This window comes from Variovorax rhizosphaerae (assembly GCF_037889975.1).
Lineage (GTDB): Bacteria > Pseudomonadota > Gammaproteobacteria > Burkholderiales > Burkholderiaceae_C > Variovorax > Variovorax rhizosphaerae.
The window spans coordinates 368,754-388,854 of record NZ_JBBKZT010000002.1; the positions used below are offsets into that span (position 1 = coordinate 368,754).

Annotated in this window: 16 protein-coding genes; 5 read left to right on the forward strand and 11 right to left on the reverse strand. The window is 66.0% G+C overall.

All coding sequences use genetic code 11. The features are described 5' to 3' along the window. The first annotated feature begins 10 nt into the window (after window positions 1–10). On the forward strand, window positions 11–1,552 hold the full coding sequence (locus WKW82_RS05610; RefSeq protein WP_340341260.1) for an efflux transporter outer membrane subunit: 1,542 nt from the start codon (window positions 11–13) through the stop codon (window positions 1,550–1,552). 81 nt (window positions 1,553–1,633) lie between these two features. On the opposite strand, the gene WKW82_RS05615 is transcribed toward WKW82_RS05610, so the two are convergent. The 4 genes from WKW82_RS05615 to WKW82_RS05630 form a co-directional block, all read right to left on the reverse strand. Beyond that, entirely contained in the window at window positions 1,634–6,181 is a 4,548-nt protein-coding gene (locus WKW82_RS05615) for a tetratricopeptide repeat protein (RefSeq protein ID WP_340341261.1), read from the reverse strand. A 208-nt stretch (window positions 6,182–6,389) separates the two neighbouring features. Then, window positions 6,390–7,892 carry a CoA transferase gene (locus WKW82_RS05620; protein WP_340341262.1) on the reverse strand — a complete coding sequence of 501 codons (1,503 nt, stop codon included), beginning with the start codon at window positions 7,890–7,892 and terminating at the stop codon, window positions 6,390–6,392. Between the two features lie 3 nt (window positions 7,893–7,895). Beyond that, window positions 7,896–8,867, reverse strand: a complete 972-nt coding sequence (locus tag WKW82_RS05625) for a 3-hydroxyacyl-CoA dehydrogenase NAD-binding domain-containing protein (protein ID WP_340341263.1) — start codon at window positions 8,865–8,867, stop codon at window positions 7,896–7,898. After that, window positions 8,864–9,607 (reverse strand): acetoacetate decarboxylase, encoded by a 744-nt coding sequence (locus tag WKW82_RS05630; protein WP_340341264.1) that lies wholly within the window; start codon window positions 9,605–9,607, stop codon window positions 8,864–8,866. The genes WKW82_RS05625 and WKW82_RS05630 overlap by 4 nt, the downstream gene beginning before the upstream one ends. A gap of 358 nt (window positions 9,608–9,965) precedes the next feature. On the opposite strand from WKW82_RS05630, the gene WKW82_RS05635 reads away from it, so the two are divergent. Together WKW82_RS05635 and WKW82_RS05640 are read left to right on the forward strand one after the other, a co-directional pair. Beyond that, window positions 9,966–11,012, forward strand: a complete 1,047-nt coding sequence (locus WKW82_RS05635) for an AraC family transcriptional regulator (RefSeq protein WP_340341265.1) — start codon at window positions 9,966–9,968, stop codon at window positions 11,010–11,012. Window positions 11,013–11,290: 278 nt separating this feature from the next. After that, a complete protein-coding gene (locus tag WKW82_RS05640) occupies window positions 11,291–12,277 on the forward strand; it encodes a Bug family tripartite tricarboxylate transporter substrate binding protein (RefSeq protein ID WP_340341266.1) in 987 nt (328 codons plus the stop codon). Between the two features lie 13 nt (window positions 12,278–12,290). On the opposite strand, the gene WKW82_RS05645 is transcribed toward WKW82_RS05640, so the two are convergent. From WKW82_RS05645 to WKW82_RS05665, 5 genes are all read right to left on the reverse strand, one after another. Further along, window positions 12,291–13,046 carry an alpha/beta fold hydrolase gene (locus WKW82_RS05645; RefSeq protein ID WP_340341267.1) on the reverse strand — a complete coding sequence of 252 codons (756 nt, stop codon included), beginning with the start codon at window positions 13,044–13,046 and terminating at the stop codon, window positions 12,291–12,293. 68 nt (window positions 13,047–13,114) lie between these two features. Then, a complete protein-coding gene (locus WKW82_RS05650; RefSeq protein ID WP_340341268.1) occupies window positions 13,115–13,816 on the reverse strand; it encodes a DUF899 family protein in 702 nt (233 codons plus the stop codon). Window positions 13,817–13,850: 34 nt separating this feature from the next. After that, on the reverse strand, window positions 13,851–14,222 hold the full coding sequence (locus tag WKW82_RS40850; RefSeq protein ID WP_479694179.1) for a GFA family protein: 372 nt from the start codon (window positions 14,220–14,222) through the stop codon (window positions 13,851–13,853). A gap of 9 nt (window positions 14,223–14,231) precedes the next feature. Next, entirely contained in the window at window positions 14,232–14,618 is a 387-nt protein-coding gene (locus WKW82_RS05660) for a VOC family protein (protein WP_340341270.1), read from the reverse strand. 39 nt (window positions 14,619–14,657) lie between these two features. Continuing rightward, window positions 14,658–15,017 carry a DUF1428 domain-containing protein gene (locus WKW82_RS05665; protein ID WP_340341470.1) on the reverse strand — a complete coding sequence of 120 codons (360 nt, stop codon included), beginning with the start codon at window positions 15,015–15,017 and terminating at the stop codon, window positions 14,658–14,660. 415 nt (window positions 15,018–15,432) lie between these two features. Between WKW82_RS05665 and WKW82_RS05670 the strand changes: the two genes are divergently transcribed. Both WKW82_RS05670 and WKW82_RS05675 read left to right on the forward strand, forming a co-directional pair. After that, window positions 15,433–16,446, forward strand: a complete 1,014-nt coding sequence (locus WKW82_RS05670; protein WP_340341271.1) for a Bug family tripartite tricarboxylate transporter substrate binding protein — start codon at window positions 15,433–15,435, stop codon at window positions 16,444–16,446. A 63-nt stretch (window positions 16,447–16,509) separates the two neighbouring features. Continuing rightward, window positions 16,510–17,919: an aspartate ammonia-lyase gene (locus tag WKW82_RS05675; RefSeq protein WP_340341272.1), complete on the forward strand. Its 1,410-nt coding sequence runs from the start codon at window positions 16,510–16,512 to the stop codon at window positions 17,917–17,919. 102 nt (window positions 17,920–18,021) lie between these two features. Here the strand turns inward: WKW82_RS05675 and WKW82_RS05680 are convergent, their stop codons facing one another. Next, window positions 18,022–19,011 carry a LysR family transcriptional regulator gene (locus tag WKW82_RS05680; RefSeq protein WP_340341273.1) on the reverse strand — a complete coding sequence of 330 codons (990 nt, stop codon included), beginning with the start codon at window positions 19,009–19,011 and terminating at the stop codon, window positions 18,022–18,024. Window positions 19,012–19,162: 151 nt separating this feature from the next. Further along, a complete protein-coding gene (locus WKW82_RS05685) occupies window positions 19,163–20,071 on the reverse strand; it encodes an alpha/beta fold hydrolase (protein ID WP_340341274.1) in 909 nt (302 codons plus the stop codon). Window positions 20,072–20,101 lie beyond the last annotated feature (30 nt).

The window sequence follows — 20,101 nt, forward strand, 5'->3', positions numbered from 1 at the left end:
GAGACCCGTCGTGAATCCATCCATTCCTCTCTTGCGCGCCGTGACCATGGCAGCGCTTGTACTCATCACTGGATGCGCAGCCGTGGGGCCGGACTACAAGGCCGCGGCGGTCGATGCGCCTGCCGATTTCTCGGCGTGGCATGGTGGCAGCGCCGAGCTTGCCCCTGCACCGCAGCGCGCCTCGGTGCCCGCGGCGGCACCCTTCGGCTGGAGCGTCTTTGCCGACCCCACGCTCGACGCGCTGCAAGCCAGGGCCATGGCCGCCAACAACGACCTGAAGACCGCAGCGCTGCGCTTCGCCCAAAGCCGCGTGCAGGGCGATGCAACGCGATCACAGCAATGGCCGCAAGTGAACGGCAGCGGCAGCGTGCAGCGTGTTCGCGAAAGCGAGAACGGCGACTTCCGCCGCATCATCAGCGCGATCAATCCGGGCTCCGTCGAGGAACTGGTCAAGGTGCTGAGCGACCCGCACGACATGTTCCAGGCCGGCTTCGATGCCTCGTGGGAGCTGGACTTCTGGGGCCGCGTGCGCCGCTCGATCGAGGCGTCCACGGCCGACGAGACCGCATCGAAGGCGATGCTGGCGCAAGCGCAGCTCAGCGTGCAGGCCGAGGTGGCGCGCCACTACTTCCAGTTGCGCTCGGTGCAGAACCAGTTGCGCATCGCGCGCGCGGATGTCGCCGCTGGCGAAGAGACACGCAAGCTCGTTTCGGCGCGCGCAGACGGCGGCCTCACCACCGACCTCGACGTGACGCGCCAGGACGCGCAACTCGCCGACACCCGCGCGCGCCTGCCGCAACTGATGTCGCAGGAAGCGCTGGAGATCAACCAGGTCACGCTGCTGGTCGGCGAGCGCCCCGGCGCCTTGCAAGCCGAGCTTGCGACGCGGCCCGACACGGCTCGCCCTGCCCCGCCGCTGCCAGACCTGTCGTTGGGCCTGCCTTCGGATGTGGCGCTGCGCCGCCCTGACATCCAGCGCGCCGAGGCCCAGTTGCACGCCGCGACCGCCAGCATCGGTGTCGCAGTCGCGGACCTCTATCCGCGCATCACCATCGGCGCCAGCCTCGGACTCAACTCAGTGGACGCGAGCACCTTCACCGACTGGGGCAGCCGGCAATGGTCGATCGGGCCAAGCCTGCAACTTCCCATCTTCGACGGCGGCCGTCGGCGCGCAACGGTGACGCTGCGCAAGCTGCAGGAGCAGGAGGCGGCCGTCGCGTACCAGCAGACCATCCTCAAAGCCTGGCACGAGATCGACGATGCGCTGAGCGCCTACACCGCCGAGCGCCAGCGCAACATCCAGCTCGCCTTGAAGGAGCGCAGCAGTCGCGATTCGTACCAGCTTGCCAGCGTGCGCTACGAACACGGGCTGACTGACTTTCTCGTGCAACTCGATGCACAGCGCACCTTGCTGCAGGCCCAACGCGAGTACGCAGAAAGCTCAGGAAGGCTGGCTGTGGCGCTGGTGTCAATCTCCAAGGCGCTGGCCTTGCCTGCAAGTTCCACCGAGCCAGCTGTGGCCGTCAGCGCATTGAAGGCTCCGCGAAGATAGTGGCCGCGCTTCGGCTTCGACACTTCGCCGGGAAGAACTGGAAATCACGATAAGAGCGAAGCCTTTGGCGCCACGGACTGCTCAGCTGTTCTTGAGTGTGCCGACCAAACTGTCGAGAGCACCGATCAACCCGGCGTCAGCAGGCGATAGTCGACCTGAGTCCTGCAACTGGCGACCCAAAGCGGCAGCCTCGGCAGCCAATGCCACACCTTTTGCCCCCTGAGACTGGGCGCAACGTGCAAGAGACAGGCAGAGGTCACGCTGGTAGTCAGCCCGGCCGGGCTCGGACGCGGCCAGCCGCTTTCTGATGGCCAGCGACTTCTCGAAAAACTCACGCGCAACCTCCCCCTGACCCAAGGCCCTCATCAGATCGCCCAGCCTCTCGAACGACACCGAAAGGCCGCGTTGATAGTCTGCCCGCCCGGGCTCGGCCTCGGCCAGCAGCTTTTTGATGGCCAGCGACTTTTCGAAAAATTCGCGCGCCTGCTCTCCTTGGCTCAGGGCCGTAATCAGATCGCCCAGCTTGTTGTACGACACCGAAAGGTCGTTCTGGTAGTCCGCCCGTCGGGGCTCGGCCTCGGCCAGCCGCTCACGGATGGCCAGCGACTTCTCGAACAACTCGCGCGCCTGCTCGCCCTGGCCCAGGACCGTCATCAAGTCACCCAGCTTCTCGAACGACACGGAAAGGTCGTGCTGGTAGTCCGCCCGCCCGGGCTCACCTTCGGTCAGCCGCCTTCTGATGGCGAGCGACTTCTCGAACAACTCTCGCGCCTGCTCGCCATGGCCCAGGGCCGTCATCAGATCGCCCAGCTTCTCAAACGACACGGAAAGGTCGTGCTGGTAGTCCGCCCGCCCTGGGTCGGCCTCGGCCAGCCCATTGCTGATCGCCAGCGATTGCTCGAAGAACTCGCGCGCCTGCTCCCCCTCCCCCACGGTCGTCATCAGATCCCCCAACTTGTTGTACGACACAGAAAGGTCTCGCTGGTAGTCCGCGCGACCGGGCTCGGCCTCGGCCAGTCGCTTTCTGATGGCCAGCGACCTCTCGACGAACTCGCGCGCCTGCTCGCCCTGGCCCAAGGCTCTCATCAGGTAGCCCAGCCTCTCGAACGACACCGAAAGGTCGTGCTGGTAGTCCGCCCGCCGGGGCTCGGCCTCGGCCAGCCGCTTTCTGATGGCCAGCGACCTCTCGAAGAACTCACGCGCCTGCTCGCCCTGGCCCAGGGCCATCATCAGATCGCCCAGCCTCTCGAACGACACCGACAGATCGCGCTGGTAGTCCGTCCGTCCGGGCTCAGCCTCGACCAGCCGCTTGCTGATGGCCAGCGCCTGCTCGAAGAACGCGCGCGCCTGCTCGCCCTGGCCCAGGGCCATCATCAGGGCACCCAGCCTCTCGAACGACATCGAAAGGAGGCGCTGGTAGTCCGCCTGCCCAGGCTCAGCCTCGGCCAGCCGCTTGCTAATGGCCAGCGACTTCTCGAAGAACTCGCGCGCCTGCTCGCCCTTGCCCAGAGCCCTCATCAGATCACCCAGCTTGGTGTATGACACCGAAAGGTCGTGCTGGCAGTCTGCCCGCCCGGGCGCTTGCTTTACCCTGAACTCAAACGTTTCGGCGATTTCGCGTGTTCGCGCGAGTGCACGGTCCGTCAGGCCCAACTGCAGGCTGCCCTGGGCCTCGATGTCGGCCAACGAAGCCCAGTCCTCGGCCGTGTTCGGCAAGCGCAGTAGCACCTCGGAGGCCAGCGCAACCGCGGCAATGGTTTGCTGACGCTCGATATGAAAGTTTGCGATCTGCAAGGCGAGCCCGCAGGCGCGATCGAACTCGGCCGCGTCCAGCAAGTTGTAGGTTGCCTCGCAGATGTCGTCGTACTCGATCCCTTGCCCACCCCCGCGCACCAGCCGGAACTCGCCAGCACGGCGGCAGCGTTCGCGTTGCTCATGCGCCGGAGCCATCTGCGCCAGCGCCTCGCCCGTCCAGCGATGGACCCAATGGCCTTTGGACAGGGGCGTGGCCAGCGACAGGCTCACCAAGCGTTCCAGGCGCACGACCATGGCGTGGACCCGTGGTTGCTGGGCCGGAGCGCCGCCCAGCGCGTGGGCCAGATCGGCAGCGCTCATGGGCAGTGCCGATACGGCCAACTGGCGCAGTGCCTCTTCGTCGCCCTGGGCGCGGGCCAGGGTGAGCAATTCGTCGAGGAACACGGTGCGCGCGCCCAGCAAGGCTGTGTTGCGCAGCGCTTCGCCCAGGTCGGTCGACGCGCATTTCAGGTCGACGCCGACGGCGCGCGCCGCTTCGCGCAGGCGGCGCTTGACGTCAGGCAGGCGAGCCGCGCCGTGGCGCAGCAACCCGTCCAGGAACTCCAGCATGCGCGGATGGCCGCCCACGTGGCGCATCACCTCGCTCACCTCTGTGCGATCCAGGCCTTTGAGCGACTCCAGCCGCCACAGCAGCTTGCGCACTTCGGCGGGGGAGAGCGGGGGCACGGGCTGGTGGAAAAACTCGTCCTCCAGACCCGGCAGCGGGTAGCGGCAGGTGATGAGCAGGCGGCCATGCTGCGCACGTGCGGCGAGAAGGCCCAGCAGATCGCGCACAGCGTCGTCGATGTACGTCTGGCCGCCGGGTGCGAGGTTGTCTTCGAAGTTGTCCAGCACCAACAGCAAGGGGGTCTGCTGCAGCAGGGCACACAGCAGGCCGAGGCGGCTCTGGTCGTCGAGGTTGCTGTCGCCCAGTCGCCGCCCGGCCTTGGCCAGCGAGGGGTTGGCATGCTGGTGAAGCGCCACGGCGACGGAGGCACACAACGGTCCCAGCGCCAGGCGGCCCGATATTGCAGCCACGGCCCAACGCTCTTCCTGCAACCGGGCCATGGCGCGGCCGGCCACCGAACTCTTTCCCACGCCACCGATGCCGGTGAGCACCACGCCGCTCAGCCGGCCCCGCGCGGCCACGCTGGCGGGGTGATCGCGCAACACGCGCAGCACTTCGCGCAGCTCGCGGCGGCGGCCGACGAGGTCGCCCACTTGCAGGTTGGGCATGGGGCCCACGGCCTGGTGCACGGGCGGGACGGACAGCGGCTCGCGCGGCGCGGCGAAATCCACCAGCGGCGTGTCGTCAGCTGCGCAATAAAGAGTGGCGGTGGCGCACTCCGCCTGGTTCTCGTGGATGGAAGCGCCGCCCTGCAAGGCCTTCTGACGGGCCTGCTCCAGCGTCTGGCGCGCCGTGGCCAGCGCCTGGGCCGGCTCCGGGTGTTCGCGCTCGGCCAGCGCGGCGTAAAACGCATGCGCCAGGGCGGAGGCATAGCGGTCCGTCACGCCAGCCTGCATCGCCACCACGAAAGGCACGCCGGCACGCACCAGTTCCGTGGCCATGGCGCCTGCCTCGGCGCCGGGCGTGGCCCCAAAGCAGCTAGAGAGGAACACCAGCGGAACATTGCGGTGCGCGGTCTGCAGGGCCTGCGCGATCTCGCGCGCGCTGACGTTGACCGGTGCCCCGTCTTCGTCTTCCATCTCGATGCTGCCCGGACCGCCGTGCCCCGACAGGTGCAGCACGTGGTAGGCATCCTGCTGCAAGGCCTTGCGGATCTGCTGCGGGTGCCCGATTTCCAGGAACCGCACTTCGGCATTGCCCTGGTGGGCTCGGGGTTCCACCGCGTCCAGGATGCTTTGCAGTTCGTGCTCCAGGTCCAGCACCGAATTCTCGGTCTTGCCCTCGTCAGACGCGCCGACTGCGACGAGGATCTTCAGCGGCGATGGCACCGCCGCACCGGCACCCGCTGGCGCGCCGGCCACGCGCCGGCGCACGCTCACGCCTGGCACCAGGGCAGGTGGGCGGCCGTCGATGCGCAAGGCCTCGAAGGGCAGCGCGAGAAGGGCAGCGTCTTCCGACTCGAAGCACAGGTCGAGCGTGCAGCTTGTGTTGACGGCCTGCAAGGCTTGGCGGAGCGCGACGCCTACGTCGCCAGGGCAGAGCGCGCGGCCAAGTTGATCACCCAGCGTCGCAAGGTCGTGGGCGCGCAGCGGGGTCGGTTGCTGCACGGCGTCGCGCGGCGTGTCCTTGAGATGCCCCCGCACGAATTCTTCGAACAACTGGAGCAGCGCGGGGTTGATGACCGCGCCCTCCTGTCGGGCCACGTTGTCACCGTTGCGCACCGCGTCGATGTCGACCCCTCCCCCCGTATTGCGGGCCAGACGCAGCGTGAACTGCGAGCGCATCGGTTGCGCGGCAATCGGCCCGAGCGGCGGCTTGCGGTCGTGGCCCCGGATAGCGTCGACGATCTGGTCAAAGTCGTCAACGCTGCGGCGCGCATACCGCTTCAACAGCGGTGGCAGCGGAGCCTGGGCGTCCACCATTACCGGGATCAGGCGGCGGCCTTCTTCGACCTGAAACAACGTGAGCGTGCTGACCTCGGCATCGAACCACTTGCCAGGCCAGGGCTCGCTGGAAAAAAAGACCAAGCCGACGTCGTAGTCGGTCAGGCCTTCGTTGATGCGCTGAACGAAGTCGTCGCCGGGTCGAATTTCCCACTTGTCGAGCCAGGCGTCGATGCCGCGCTCGCGCAGACGCCGGGCGAAGTCCTCCACGGCAGGCTTGTCCACATTGCGGTGGCTGCAAAACACTTTCGGCGCGTTTTCCATGACGCCATCTTCCTCGATTCAGGGGGCGTCATGGGCCTCAGCTCGCACCGGTTCAAACGGACCGCCTGCGCAATACGGTGACGCTGCGGAAGCTCCAAGAGCAGGTGGCGGCCATCCCCTACCAGCAGACGGTACTGAAGGCATGGCATGAGATTGATGCGATCAGTGCGTTGCGGGCTCAACGCAGGTAGCGTCTGCCCACGCCAGTTCACACCCTCGGCAGCCACTCCGCTTGTGACGACCCACGCGGCACCAGCACCTGGCGGTACTGGCCTGGCGTGAGCGACATGCGCACCTGGTCGGTCACGCCCTGGTAAAGACCCATCGGGGTTTCGGCCTGGAACACCTCCGGGTCCAGGTAGCGATGGGCTTCGGCGCTGTTCGCGGTGGCATGGGCATAAGCCTTGTCGAACAGGCCGAGCGTGTAGAGCCACAGCGACAGCCGCGTGAGCGACACGTGCACCCTGTAGCTGCCGCCCTCGCGCGCACGGCGCATCAGCGCTGCCACGATGCCCGTGGTCAGCAGCCAAGCGCCCAGGTAGTCGTTGACGACCATGATGAGGGGCAGCTTCGGCTGGCTCGGTGAGCCTTCCAGCGTCATCACGCCGGTCACGCAGCCTGCCGTCTGGTCGAAACCCGGCCGGTCTGCCCAGGGGCCGGTTTCGCCATGCAGGCTGATGCTCGCGTGGACGATCCCGGGCCGCACGGCCGCCGCCTGCTGCGCCGAAAGCCCCCGGCGCTCCAGATAGCCCTGGCGCCGGTTGGCATAGAACACATCGGCGCCGGCCAGCAAGGCCTGCATGCGCGCAAAGCCGCCGTTCTCGCGATCGGCCACGTCGAGCAGCGCAGAGCGCACGCCGACGTTGGCGGTGGCGTAGAGCAGATCGCTCTCGAAGTCACCGGGCGGCCACACGTTGAGCACATCGGCGCCATGCAGCGCCAGCGTACGGCCCGTGCCGGCCCCCGCGATAACGCGTGCCAGGCCCAGCGCCCGCACGCCATCGAGCGGCTGCGTCGGGTCGGGCGTGAAGGGCTCGGGCGCCGAGTCGCCGATGCGCTCGATCTCGATCAGCGGCAGGTCGCGCAGCACCTCCAGATAATGCGGCTCTTCCATGAACTCCTCGACCGAACGCAGCATCGGCATCACGATGCCGGCTTGCGCGCACGCCTCCTCCAGTTCACGCGCCTTCCACCCGCGGATGGCCTGCGCCACCGCGGCCTCGCTGTCGCTGCAGTCCAGCAGGCGCAGTGCCGACGACTTGATGCGGGGGTACAGGTTGAGCGGCATCACCCAGCGGGCATCAGAGGTTTGATAGAACTTGAGCGTGAACGGTGAATCCGGGTCCGCCGTGTTGCGCGGCGGGTAGCCGTTGATCAGTTCCCACTTGCGGTCGTAGAAGGGGCACAGGCGGTGCGGTGCACGGCGCAGATCCATGGCGATGTCCTGCCCCGCACCACCGCGATGGCGCCACAGCGCCGCCATGGCCACTGACTTGGCTGCCAAGCCGATGCCTGCCGCCGACGCGATGCGGAATACGCTGGGGAGGATCGGATCCTGTCCGATGAATTGGATGGCACCGCCGCTGTCTTCGGGCGCCAACCCGACGCCCTGCAGCACGCTGCGCAGGTGCGCGTGCGGATCGAAGCCGTCGGCATGCGCCGCAGGGGCCGCCAGTGCACGGCGAATCGCTTCCGTGATGCTGTCGCTCATCGCTCAGTCCTTGTTGCCGGGGTCGACGCCGGTCAGTGCCTGCAGGATCGCGATCTGGCGAGCATCGCGCACGGCCTCAAGTTCAGCCCGCGTGTGCTGGCCATAAGACGCATCGACCTGCTCGAACAGCAACTTCGTCGTGGCCTCGTCGAAGCGAACCTCGCGCTGCATCGAAGCCCAGCGCTTTTCCATGCCGGGACCGAACTGCTGCACGAAGCTGCGCAACCCGCCATCGCCGCCGCCCAGGTGGAACGATGCAAAGGGGCCACCGGCAGCCCATCGCAGCCCCACGGAATTCGTGACGATGTCGTCCAGCTCGTCGATGGTGACCACGCCGCCGGCCACCAGTGCCACGCACTCGCGGAAGATGGCCGACTGCAGCCGGTTGGCGACAAAGCCACCGATCTCCTTGCGCAGCACCTTCGGCACCTTGCCTACCGCGCGGTAGAAGTCCACGGCCGCCTGCACCGACTCGGGCGACGTGGCCTGGCCCGGCACCACTTCCACGAGCGGAATGATGTGCGGCGGATTGAACGGGTGGCCCACCAGCATGCGATGGGGCGTCGCCATGTTGGCGGCCTGATCGGTGGCCGGCAGCGCCGAACTGGACGAGAGGAACAAGGCCCCGGCCGGTGCCGCCTGCTCGATGCGGCGCCAGAGCTCGCGCTTGAAATCCAGCCGCTCGGGGCCGTTCTCCTGCACCAGGTCGGCCTGCGCCACGGCACGCTCCAGGTCAGACTCGAAGCTCAGGCGCTCTCCAATCTCGTCATTCGCTCGTGGCGCGCCAAGCTGCGCCAGCGTGGGCATGGCCCGCGCCACGTAGTCGCGGACCTCGGCATCCACGCCGTCGCGTGGATCGCTCACGCAGACTTTCAGGCCATGCGCCAGAAACAGCGCCACCCAGGAGGCGCCGATGACGCCGGCGCCCACCACGACGACTTGTTGAACGCGCTGCGGATCCTTTGGATTGCTCATGATTTCTTCGCCAGGTAGTCATGCACCACGCTCGGCGGCGTGAGCGAAAGGTCGGCCAGGATATGGCTCGCGGCCACCACCTCGCGCACCGGAAAGTCGGCCATCGGCGCGAGCACGTGCTCGAACAATTGCAGCCGCGCCGGCCCACGGAAGGCGAACTTGATCTCGATGTTCTGGATCTGCGTGCGCACCAGTTCGCAGATGCGCAACTGTCGGTCGTAGCCCCGCATGAGCTTGAGCATGAAGGTCGGCACGCAGATCTCGGCCTTCGCCTCTTCCAGTGGCATCGCCTGGTGCTTGTAGCCCATGGTCGCGACCGCGATGCGCAGGGTGCCGTAGTCGAGCGTGCCGACCAGCGTGTCGGAATCGACATAGAGCTTCGGCGCCCCCAGCTTCTTGGGGAAGGCGCTGACCTCGCGGCCGCTGGCGATGGCCGGATGGTTGTCCACGTACATCGCATGCAGGTACTCGCCACGCTCCTCGCCCAGCCGCACCACGATGGCCTGGCCGCACTCGGTGTAGTTGCCCAGGCCCGTGGTGTCGGGCATGCGCATGACCTCGAAGCGCACCAGCGGTTCGTCGATCTCGATGGGTTCCGGCACCACCTTGCGCAACGCCTCGATGTCGGTGCGGTAGGTGATGTTGAGGTACTCGCGGTTGTGAAAGCGGTAGGGCCCGCGCGGAAAGGCCGGCGCGCCCAAGGGCGTGCTGACCTGCTTGAACAGTTCCTCGATCTTCATGCTGGGATGTCCCTCGTTGTTCGCCGGATTCGCGGGCGCGCGCCGTCGCATTGTGCGAGCCGACAGTTTGCGACGAAAGGTGCACCGCGGCTAACATGGGGTGAGTTCCGGACACGACCAGCACCCTAGAAAAAGCAGTTGACCGCGCTCAACCTTTGGAAAAGCAGCATGGAACCTGAGACGTCTGCCTTCGATCACGTTCGCCGCCGGAGTGACAGCGCTATGCACCCGATTGCGCCGCGCTCGACGCGCCATGCGGCGTTGCTCGGCCTTGCGGGCATCAGCCCGCCGCGTTCTCCCGCCTTGCCTGGCACGCCGATCACGGCGCACTCGGGCGCATCCAACTGCTTTTTCTAGGGTGACCCACCCCTCCACCCGCTCCATGGCGCAACTGCCGCTGGCCGACGAGCGCGTCTACCTTCCCTACAAGATCGCGACCCTGGTCGACACGCTGGCCGAGGCTGGCGTCGAACCTGCGCGGTCGCTGGAACGCACCGGCCTGCAGGCCAGCGACCTGCGCAGCACCGTGCTGAAGACATCCATCCGCCAGTTCACGACGGTCTGCCGCAACGGCATGGCGGCCACCGGTGATCCGGAGCTGCCCTTTCGTGCCGGCACGCGCATGCATGTGTCCAGCTACGGCATGTACGGCTACGCGCTGCTGTGCTGCCAGACCCTGCGCGAAGTCACGCAGATGGCGGTGAAGTTCCACCGGCTGGCCACGCCCACGGTCGGCCTGACGTTTCGCGAAGAAGACGGGGAGGCCGTCTGGACCTTCGATGACGTGCTGGACCTGGGGTCGGACGATGCGCTGTACCGCTTTCTCGTCGAGTTCCAGTACGGCATCCACCAGACGCTGGCGCGCGACATGGTCGGTCCTGAGTTCAAGCTGAGCCGGCTGCGCGCGCGTTATGCGCGACCGGCGCATGCCGACTTGTACGGCGCGTACTTCGGCTGCCCCATCGAATTCGACCAGCCGGACACCGAACTGCGTTATGCCGCCGCGCTGCTGGACAAGCCCGCGGCCTACCGCAACCCCATCACGGTGGCGATGGCGGCCGAGGTGTGCGAGCGCATGCTGGTGGAGGCCAGGAATGCCAGTGGCCTGACCCGTCGCGTCTACAACCTGCTGATGGAGCGGCCCGGCCAGTTCGACGACATGGAAGCCCTGGCGCGCAAGCTCAACACGAGTTCGCGCACGCTGCGCCGCCACCTCACGACGCAGGGCACCTCGTACAAGGAGATCCTCGACGACGTGCGTTGCCACCTGGCCAAGGAATACCTGCGCAGCACGCGCATGGGCGTCGACGACATCGCCAGCACGCTGGGCTTCAGCGATGCCGCCAACTTCCGCCACGCCTTCCGCCGCTGGACGCACAAGAGCCCGAGCGACTTCCGGCGATGAAATGAAAACCCACCCCCAGAGCGCCTGCGGCGCACCCCCTCAAGGGGGCGCACCCAGCGGCCCGGCAAAGCCGGTTCCGCGGGTGCCCACGAACAGGCATTTCTCGCCTGGGTTTCATACGTCGTGGGACACGCGATAGCGTAGTGGTGGCGCAATGTTGGCCGCGCACCACCGGTATCTGACCGCACGCGACCTTGGTGTTATCTGCGTGTGGCTCAACAATCCCGCACCACCCACGCGGCCGCAATGACGGCTGCCGACTGCAGGAGACAAATTCGATGAACAAGCCTTCCTTCCTTGCCGCTGCGCTGCTGGCCTGTGCTGCTTTTGCAGGCACTGCCTCCGCGCAAAGCGCCGCCGGCTATCCCAACAAGCCCATTCGCATGGTCGTGCCATATGCAGCGGGCGGTGGCGTCGACGCCATCGCGCGCCAGCTCGGCAAGAAGATGAGCGAGGCGCTGGGCCAGGCGGTCACGGTCGACAACCGTCCGGGTGCCGGCGCCATCATCGGCCTGGACGCGGTGGTCAAGGCGCCGCCGGACGGGTACACGGTGCTGTTCACCGCGGGCTCCTCGATCAACCTCAACCCGCATGTCTACAAGAAGCTGCCCTACGACCCGTCCAAGGATTTGCAGCCGGTGGCGCAGGCTGGCAACACGCCCTTGCTGCTGTTGGTGAGCGCCACCAATCCGGCCAAGACGCTGGCCGAATTCGTGGCCGCGGCCAAGGCCAAGCCCGGCACGGCCAGCTTCGGCTCCTACGGCGCGGGTACCACCGGCCATCTGCTCGGAACCGCTTTCGGCAAGGCGGCGGGCATCGACCTGCTGCACGTGCCCTTCAAGGGCGCTGCACCGGCGCTCACCGACCTGATCGGCGGCAACGTCAGTTCGGTGGTGGCGGACCTGGGCTCGGCGCGCGGTCTCATCCAGGGCGGCAAGGTGCGGCCCCTGGCGCAGACGGGCGCCAAGCGTGACCCTGCCCTGCCCAACGTGCCCACCTTCACCGAAGCCGGCCAGCCCAGCCTGGCGGCGATGGGCGGCTGGCTGGGTGTGTTCGTGCCCGCGAAGACACCGAAGGACATCACCGCCAAGCTGGCCGACACCATCAGCAAGGCGCTGCAGACGGCCGAGCTGAAAGCCAGCATGGCCGAGCTGGGCTACACGGCCACGGGCCTTTCGGGCGCGAAGTTCGAAGAGCTGGTGCGGACCGACACGGACCGCTGGGGCAAGGTGGTGAAGGACATGGGGGGCCTCACGCTGGATTGAGCGGACCGATTCGTCACTCCGATTGCGATCCGATCCAGTCCCACACCTGCGCAGGCGCCTCCACCATCACGTTGTGCCCGTGCGGGCCAAGGTCCTGCGCACGCGGATCAATGGCGCGAAGCTGCTCCAGCGTCACCATCGCATCGTCGGCGCCGCGGCCCAGGTGCGCCGGGCATCGGGCAAGCCTCATCAGTTCCGCCGTCGGCGGCATGCCGACGCCGAAGGCGCGAGGGTCCATGGCGAGACGCCAGCCTGCTGCGTCCTGCGCAATGCCACGCATGGCGACCGGCGACTCCGCTGACGCAATGCCGGCCAGGCCCGAGACCTTCAGGTAGCGGTCCGATGCTTCCGCCTGCGTGGCGAAGGACTTGACCGGCTGGCGGGCCAACGTGCCCATCCGCTGCAACTCGTCGTCACTCCAAGCGACCTTGATGCCCGCGCCAAAAGCCCGGTGCGGCGTCACGCCGAACCAGCCCGTTGCGAGTGCGAGCGCGATGACGCCGCCGAGCGAGTGCCCGATCACCACAACCCGGCCTTCGGATTCGACATGCGGCACCAGTGCGCGCGCGACACTGGCGGCGTGTTGCCCGATCGCGTAGCAGTCCTGGCGTGGGGATTCGCCATGGCCCGGCAGATCCACGGCAAGCCAGCGACCTCGCCAGCGCTCGCTGGCCTGTGCGCACATCGGGGACCACACTGCGGCGGTCGCACCCATGCCATGAAGCATCACAAGAAGGTCGGCACCCTCGCCACCTTGTTCCACGTACATCGATCGCCTCCAGCGTTGTCAGAGGCTGGACAGGTTACCTGAGCCGGTGGCGGCGTTGAATGGCGCGTTCAGTAATCGAGCTTCGGATACCAGTTCGTCCCCCGTCCACCCGGCGTCCAGTCGAGGATGTTCCAGAGTGGTGTCGGGTCCGGCGCCAAGTGCGGATCGAAGCCGGGGTCGGCGGTTTCGAAACCACCCTCTGCGGCCCAGAACAGGCGGACCTTGTCACCCTGCCGCTTCCACACGAGCACGGCCGCCCATTCCTCGCCGTCGACGAGTGCGCGGTAGTCCTTCACGAACTCGTCGCCGACGGTCTGGTAGAAGCTCAGGTTCTTCCAGCCGCGCTCGCGCGCGAAGGCCAGCTGCCGCGCGACCGGGGAGCGGCCGATGATCGCCATCGCGATGCGCTGCTCGATGTCGACGGCAGGAATGTCGAGCGAGCCGACCAGGGACGTACACATCGGGCAAGGCCGCTCGCGCTCCGGCCCGTACATCCAGAAGTAGGTGAAGAGCGTATCGTGCCGGCCGAACAGGTCGGCGAGCCCCACGTCTTTCCCGTCCGCGTCCAGGAACCGATAGTCCTTCGCTTCGGGGCCCGGAGGTAATTCGCGCCGCCTGGCAGCGACACGCTGGACCTGCCTCCGCAACTCGATTTCCTCGGCGAGCAATGCCGTACGCGCCTTGCGGTAGTCCGGGCTCTCGTTGGGGAAGGGCTTGCTGCCCTTTTGCGCCAGTTCGGCCGCCGGGGGAAGGTTCTGCATCTCGGTCATGGTCAGTTCACTCGTCCGCTCTATCGCGACTCGGTCACCACAGGTTCTTGCCGTCGATCACCTTGACGGGCGCCGCCGCCGCATCGAAGTCCCTGAAAAGGCGCGCGTTCGCACCGATGCGACGCGTCTTGCCATCCCATTTGCCGTCGAGCTCGAAGGCGGGGCTGTCGGTGTAGGTCGTGCAGCCGCACTCGGCGCAGAAGTGATGGGCGACCTGCCTGGTGTTCCAACGATAGACCGCGTCGGCGTCGCTCTTCACGACAGTGAACTGCTTCGGCTCGAAGTAGGCATGAAGCGCCCCGCGTGATGCGCAAAACGAGCAGGTGCAGCGGGTGAGTTCGGTTGGCAGATCACCGTCGATCGAGAAGACGTTCTTCCCACAGTGACAACGTGCGTCGATCGTCATCGAAACGGCCTACTTGAGCGAGTGCAAGCCGATGACGTTCTTCTCGGTGTCGAAGACGAGCGCGATGAACCCGTACGGGCCGATCGAGGTCTTCTCCTTCATCACCTCGCCGCCTGCCGCAGCGACGCGGCTCGCCTCCACCGCGCAGTCGTCACAACTGAAGTAGACGATCGTGCTCGTGCCACCGCCTGCGGGGCCGTCCTTCATCCTGGCAAGCGCGCCGGCCGCGCCTGCGCCGCCTTCCTTCATCGGAAACGACAACATCTCGATGTCGTTCGACGTGTCGGGATTCGGGAGGCTCTCGAGCTTGACCCCGAGGACTGATTCATAGAACTTGCGTGCGCGCGGCAGGTCGGCCACGTAGATCTCGAACCATGCGACCGGATTGCTGTCCATTTGCTTCGCTCCTTGCTGTCGCGGGGTCTTCGCCCAGCGCTACTTGCCAAGGTCCACCACCGGCGTGAACCCGCCGAAGATCATGCGCATGCCGTCGAATGGCATCGGGTTGTTCTTGGGATCGAGGCGAGGGTCCTTCATGACCTTGTCCATCGCCGCATCGCGCGTCGCCTTGTCCGGCCACTCTATCCAGGAGAAGACAACCGTCTCATCGTCCTTCGCCTGGACCGCGCGCTGGAAGTCGGTTTGCTTGCCGGCCTTGACGTCTTCTGCCCAGCATTCCAGAACGCGTATTGCGCCATGCTCGATGAACACGGCGTCGCCCATGTTCGCGTGCTCGATGAACTTGGCCTTGTTGGCCGTGGGGACTGCGATGACAAACCCGTCGATGTAAGCCATTCGATAAAGCTCCTCAAACAAGCGATCAACGTCGCATCCTCGATCCGCTCCCCGCGGCACGCTGTCAGTCGCGCTCAAGGCGCCTCGTAGGAAGTGGCTCACAAGATGGGCGGCGATGCCAACCGGGCATTGCCGCCAGCCCCACCATGACTGCGCCTGCACTCTCGGGACGGTGCAGTCGCACGGTCAATGTATCCGGTCGATGAGCGCAACGGCGGGGGGCAATTTGGTAGTCGTGCTGCGCAGCGTCTCGGCGCATTGGTGAGTGCCGTAAGAGCCGCTGAATCAAAGAATTAGTGTGTCTTATGGTATGTCTTCAAACATAAATAAAAGTTGCCGACGGTCCTAGACTTTGTGGGTGCCTGACAGCCGACATGTGCTGACCTGACTTCACCAGACCCAAGGAGACATTTCCATGAACCCCCAGAATCGCGTCGACTCCACTCGTTCGTACCGTCGACATGTGCTCGCGGCCATCGCGCTGGCTGCGCTGGCCGGTGGCCAGATCGTCCATGCGCAGACGGCAGGCCAGGCCTATCCGACCCGCCCCATCCGCCTGGTGGTTGGTTTTCCGCCCGGCGGCTCGTCGGATGCCACGGCCCGGTTGCTGGGCGCAGCGCTCAGCAACCGGCTGGGCCAACCCGTGATCGTCGAAAACAAGCCCGGGGCCAACACCGTGATTGCCGCGCAATATGTCAAGAGCCAGCCGGCCGATGGGTACACCCTGCTCGCTGCCCAGTCCTCATTCGTCATCAGCCCCTCACTGCAAAAGCTGAACTACAACATCGCCACGGACTTCACCTCTGTCGCCCTCCTGGGCGTCATTCCGCTGGTCATGGTGACGCCCAATGAACTGCCGGCGAAATCGGTGTCCGAACTGGTCGCCATGGCCAAGGCGCAGCCGGGCAAGCTTTCCTACGCAAGCTACGGCGCAGGCAGCGCAGGCCATATCGCATCCGAACAGATCCTGGCGCGAGCCGGCATCGACATGGTTCATGTGCCGTACAAGGGATCTGGTCCCGCCATCGTGGACGTGATGGGCAACCAGGTAGCCATGATGCTGGCCACGGTGACGGCCTCGATGGGCGTCGCCAAGGAGGGCAAGGTGCGAGCGATCGCGGTGACCAGCGCAAAGCGGGTGGCGGCATTGCCCGCTGTGCCGACGCTCGCTGAATCGGGCCTGCCGAACTACGAGCTGGTGGAGTGGGAAGCCATACAGGCGCCCGCTGGCACGCCCAAGGACGTGGTCGAGACCCTGAACAAGGCGTTCCGGGACGTGGTTTCCTCGCCGGAGGTCCGCGAGAAGTTGGCCAACCTCGGGATCGAGGCGGATGCTTCCAAATCGCCTGCCGAGGTCGGAACCTTCATGCAGAAGGAGCGCGACAAGTTCGCAAAGATCGTCCAGGACCGCGGCATCAAGGTTCAATGAATCGATGCGCCGTGAAGCCTTGCGGCGCACCCAACCCATCAGCAACCAAATCTAGGAGCGGCCATGAACAAGTCTTCTGGCGTTGAATCTTCACGGACCGAAAAGGACTACGTTGGCGAGGTGAGCATCCCCCGCGACAAGCTCTACGGCGTGAACAGTGTGAGAGGGCTGGACAACCTGACCGTCTCGACCCAAACCGTGGGCCACTATCCCGAGTTCGTCAAGGCCTTCGCCCAAGTCAAATGGGCCGCGGCGCTTGCGAACCGTGATCGCGGTGTGATCGAAGCCAAGGTCTGCGACGCCATTGCGCAGGCATGCCGGGACCTCATCGACGGACAGTTCAAGGACTCCCTGATCGTCGACTTGATGGAAGGCTCCGGCGGCACTTCCACCAACATGAACTTCAACGAGGTGATCGCCAACCGGGCGCAGGAGATTCTTGGCAGCACTGCCGGTTCCTACGACGTGGTGCATCCCAACGACCATGTCAACCGATCGCAGTCGACCAATGATGCGTATCCCTCGGCGCAGAAGATCGCGACCTATGAAATGCTCGCGCCCCTGGTCGACGCCCTGGCCGGGTTGGCGGCCACATTCGACCGCAAGGCCCAGGAATTCGCCGACATCCTCCATCTCGGGCGCACCTGCCTGCAGGACGCACAACCGATGCGACTGGGCCACCTTTTCGGGGGCTATGCCGCCCTGACCCATCGACTGAAGAAAGAGCTCGTGGCCGTGCGAGACAAGCTGTTGACCCTGCCGCTGGGCGGCACCGCGATCGGCACAGGCTTCGGCGCGCCCGAAGGCTACCGGGCGGCGGTGTACGCGCACCTGGCCGAGCTGACCGGCGCCAACTACGTGGCCCCGGACAACTCGTTCGACGCGATGCAGAACATGGATACCTTCTCGAGGGTGTCGGCGGAACTGCGTACCTGCGCGACCGCCCTGGCCAAGGTTGCGGCTGACCTGACGGTGCTTTCTTCCGGGCCCGTGGGCGGGCTCGGAGAGCTGCGGCTCCCGGAAGCGCAGGCCGGCTCGTCCATCATGCCGGGCAAGGTCAATCCGGTCTTGCCGATGGCAATGATCCAGCTGAGCTTTGCGATCGTCGGCAACGACGTTGCAGTGGCCCAGGCTGTCCAGTACGGCGAGCTGGAGATCAACCACTTTGAACCGGTGGTGGCGTCACGGGTCTTCGACAGCATCCACTTGCTGACCCATGGCATCCAGCGCTTCAACGCGAAATGCGTTGCCGGCATCACTGCGGATCGCGCTCGCAACGAGAAGCACTTGCTGGAATCGATGGCGGTCGCGACGGCCTTGGTGCCGCGCCTCGGCTACGCAAAGGTGAGCAAACTTGCTCGTCAGTCCGTGGCCGAGCAGCGCTCGCTCGTCGCAATCCTGGACGCGTCCGGGATCCTGTCCGAGGACGACACCCTGGCAGCGATTCAAGAAGCCTCTGTTCCTGCATTCTGAAGGGGCGCCCCCAGGGCCGGGGCGAGCCCGCCCCCCCCGCGGAAGATCAAGTCGAGATGGCAAAGCCACATCGACTTGAGAGGGCGGCGGCCGCAGCTTGCCTCAGACCTTTTCAGCAGACTCGGTCCACGCGTGCAGCTGCATCAAACCAGGCAGCGAAGGATGGAGGGCCTTCAATTCTTTTCGGATGGGCCCATCCAGGATGCTGCTTGCGAGGTCAAAGGTTTCTCTACCCAGTTCGCCGTACTCCCCCTGGCGGACATGGAGAAATATGCTCCGTTCGGCATGGAGTTCGGGCACGAAGTGCTGACGCACTGCTGCCGCTGAGCGAGCCCCCTGCAGAAAACACAAAGGGGTGGTGATGGCCCAACCGATCCCGCCCGCCACCATGGCCGTCAGCGTATCGGCGGTCTCAACCTCCAGGCGGCGGGCCGGGTTGATCCCGACCCGTCTGAGCGCACGCTCGACCTGCTCGCCAAGGTGCGACTGAACGTTGAATCGAACGATGGGGAGTTGCTTCGCCAGTTCGACGAGGTCGGGCACGCTGCGGCAGGCCGGCCCGTATCCCTTGGGCGCAATGACGAAGAAGCGTTCTGACAAGAGAAGGTGATTCGCCATGCCATCGAGGTCAACGCTGCGCGTCGAAATCACGAGGTCAAGTTCACGTCTGGCGAGCGCTTCTGCCAGGTTGGGCGTCAGGCCCGAGCGCACGGAAAGCTGAGCGGTCCCGCGAATCAACTGCTGCACCAGTTGAGTCCCACAGGTGGCAGCGAACGAGTCGACGAGGCCAACGCGAAGACTGGGCTTGATCCCTTTGCTGGCTTCGATCACCGCTCCCCGCAGGTTCATGGCCTGGTCGAGCAAGGTTGCGCCACGGTTGACCAACGCAACACCGGCCGCCGTGAGCGTCAATGGCCGGGCCGAGCGATTCAGGAGCGGCGTGCCGAAGTTGTCTTCGAGCAAGCGCACCGACTGGGAAACGGCTGACTGTGTGATTCCAAGGCGCTCGGCCGCCTTGGACATGTTGCAGTCTCGCGCAGTGGCCAGGAAGATCCTCAGCGCTTGCATGTCGATCGGTCGCATCTCGGACATTTTTGACCCTTCGATTCATGGCGGCGATCTTGCCTCATCGTCGGCCTGCGCCTCCCCGGTCGTGCGCTCGATCGGGATGCGCACAGGCACGGCAGGGCCCGGCGCCAGCGCGCGGTCCGGTCGTTGCGATACGGCGCCAACAGCGGATCGGTCAGGACGCGTGCATGCGCAAGAACGCCATGACGCGTTGCTGGGCCGCCTCGGCGTCGATGTTCGTGTACAGCGCGAGGTGGGTGCCTTGTTCGAGCTTGAGCAATTCGGCGCCCGGGATTGCCTTGGCCGCGTAGTCGCTCTGCTCGGCCGGAAGGTCCGAGTCGACGGTGCCCTGGACGACCAGCGTGGGTGCCGTGATCCGTTCAAGCTCCAGTGACTCGATCCGACCGAACTGCTCGAGATCGTTGTCGTAGCCACCCCGGCGGTCCTTGCCCTGCTCGGCGGTCGGGCCGAGGTCGAGGACGAACTGGCGCTTGGTGTCATCGGCGAAGACCTCGGCGACCTGCTGTGCCAATTGTTCCTTGGTCAGGTTCCCTTCGCTGCTGAGCGCGCCAGCGATGTACTGTTTGGGCTGGTGTGCCGCGAGCACCCGCATGAGCCAGCGTCCGGCCGATGTCGTGAACATCAACCGGGTGACGCCGGTCAGGTGCGTGTCGCGATATGCCTGGCTGACCGCGGCGAAGGCGACCAGCGACATGACCTTGCCGGGATGCCTGACGGCCAGCCGGTAGCCGGCCGGACCGCCGCCGGACCACGTGTAGACCGCGGTCCTCGGGATGCCAAGTTCGTCCAGCAGCGCGGCGAGCAGGTCGGCCTGCTGGTCGATGGTGCGCCGGTCGCCCAGCGCGGTGCCGAGGTAGCCGGGCCGTGAGACCAGGATGACCTTGAACTGGTCCTTTGGCAGGAAGCGGGCCATCAATTCGGCCGCGTCGACGCCGCCCGGACTGCCATGGATGACGAGCACCGGAATGCCCTCGCCGACGACGGCGTACTCGATCGGGCCAAGCGGCGTCTGGGCGACAGCGGGGGCGAATCGGATGGCCACGTTGTGCAGGGTCTCGGTCAAGATGCGAGGCACGTACCCGGAAATAGCGCC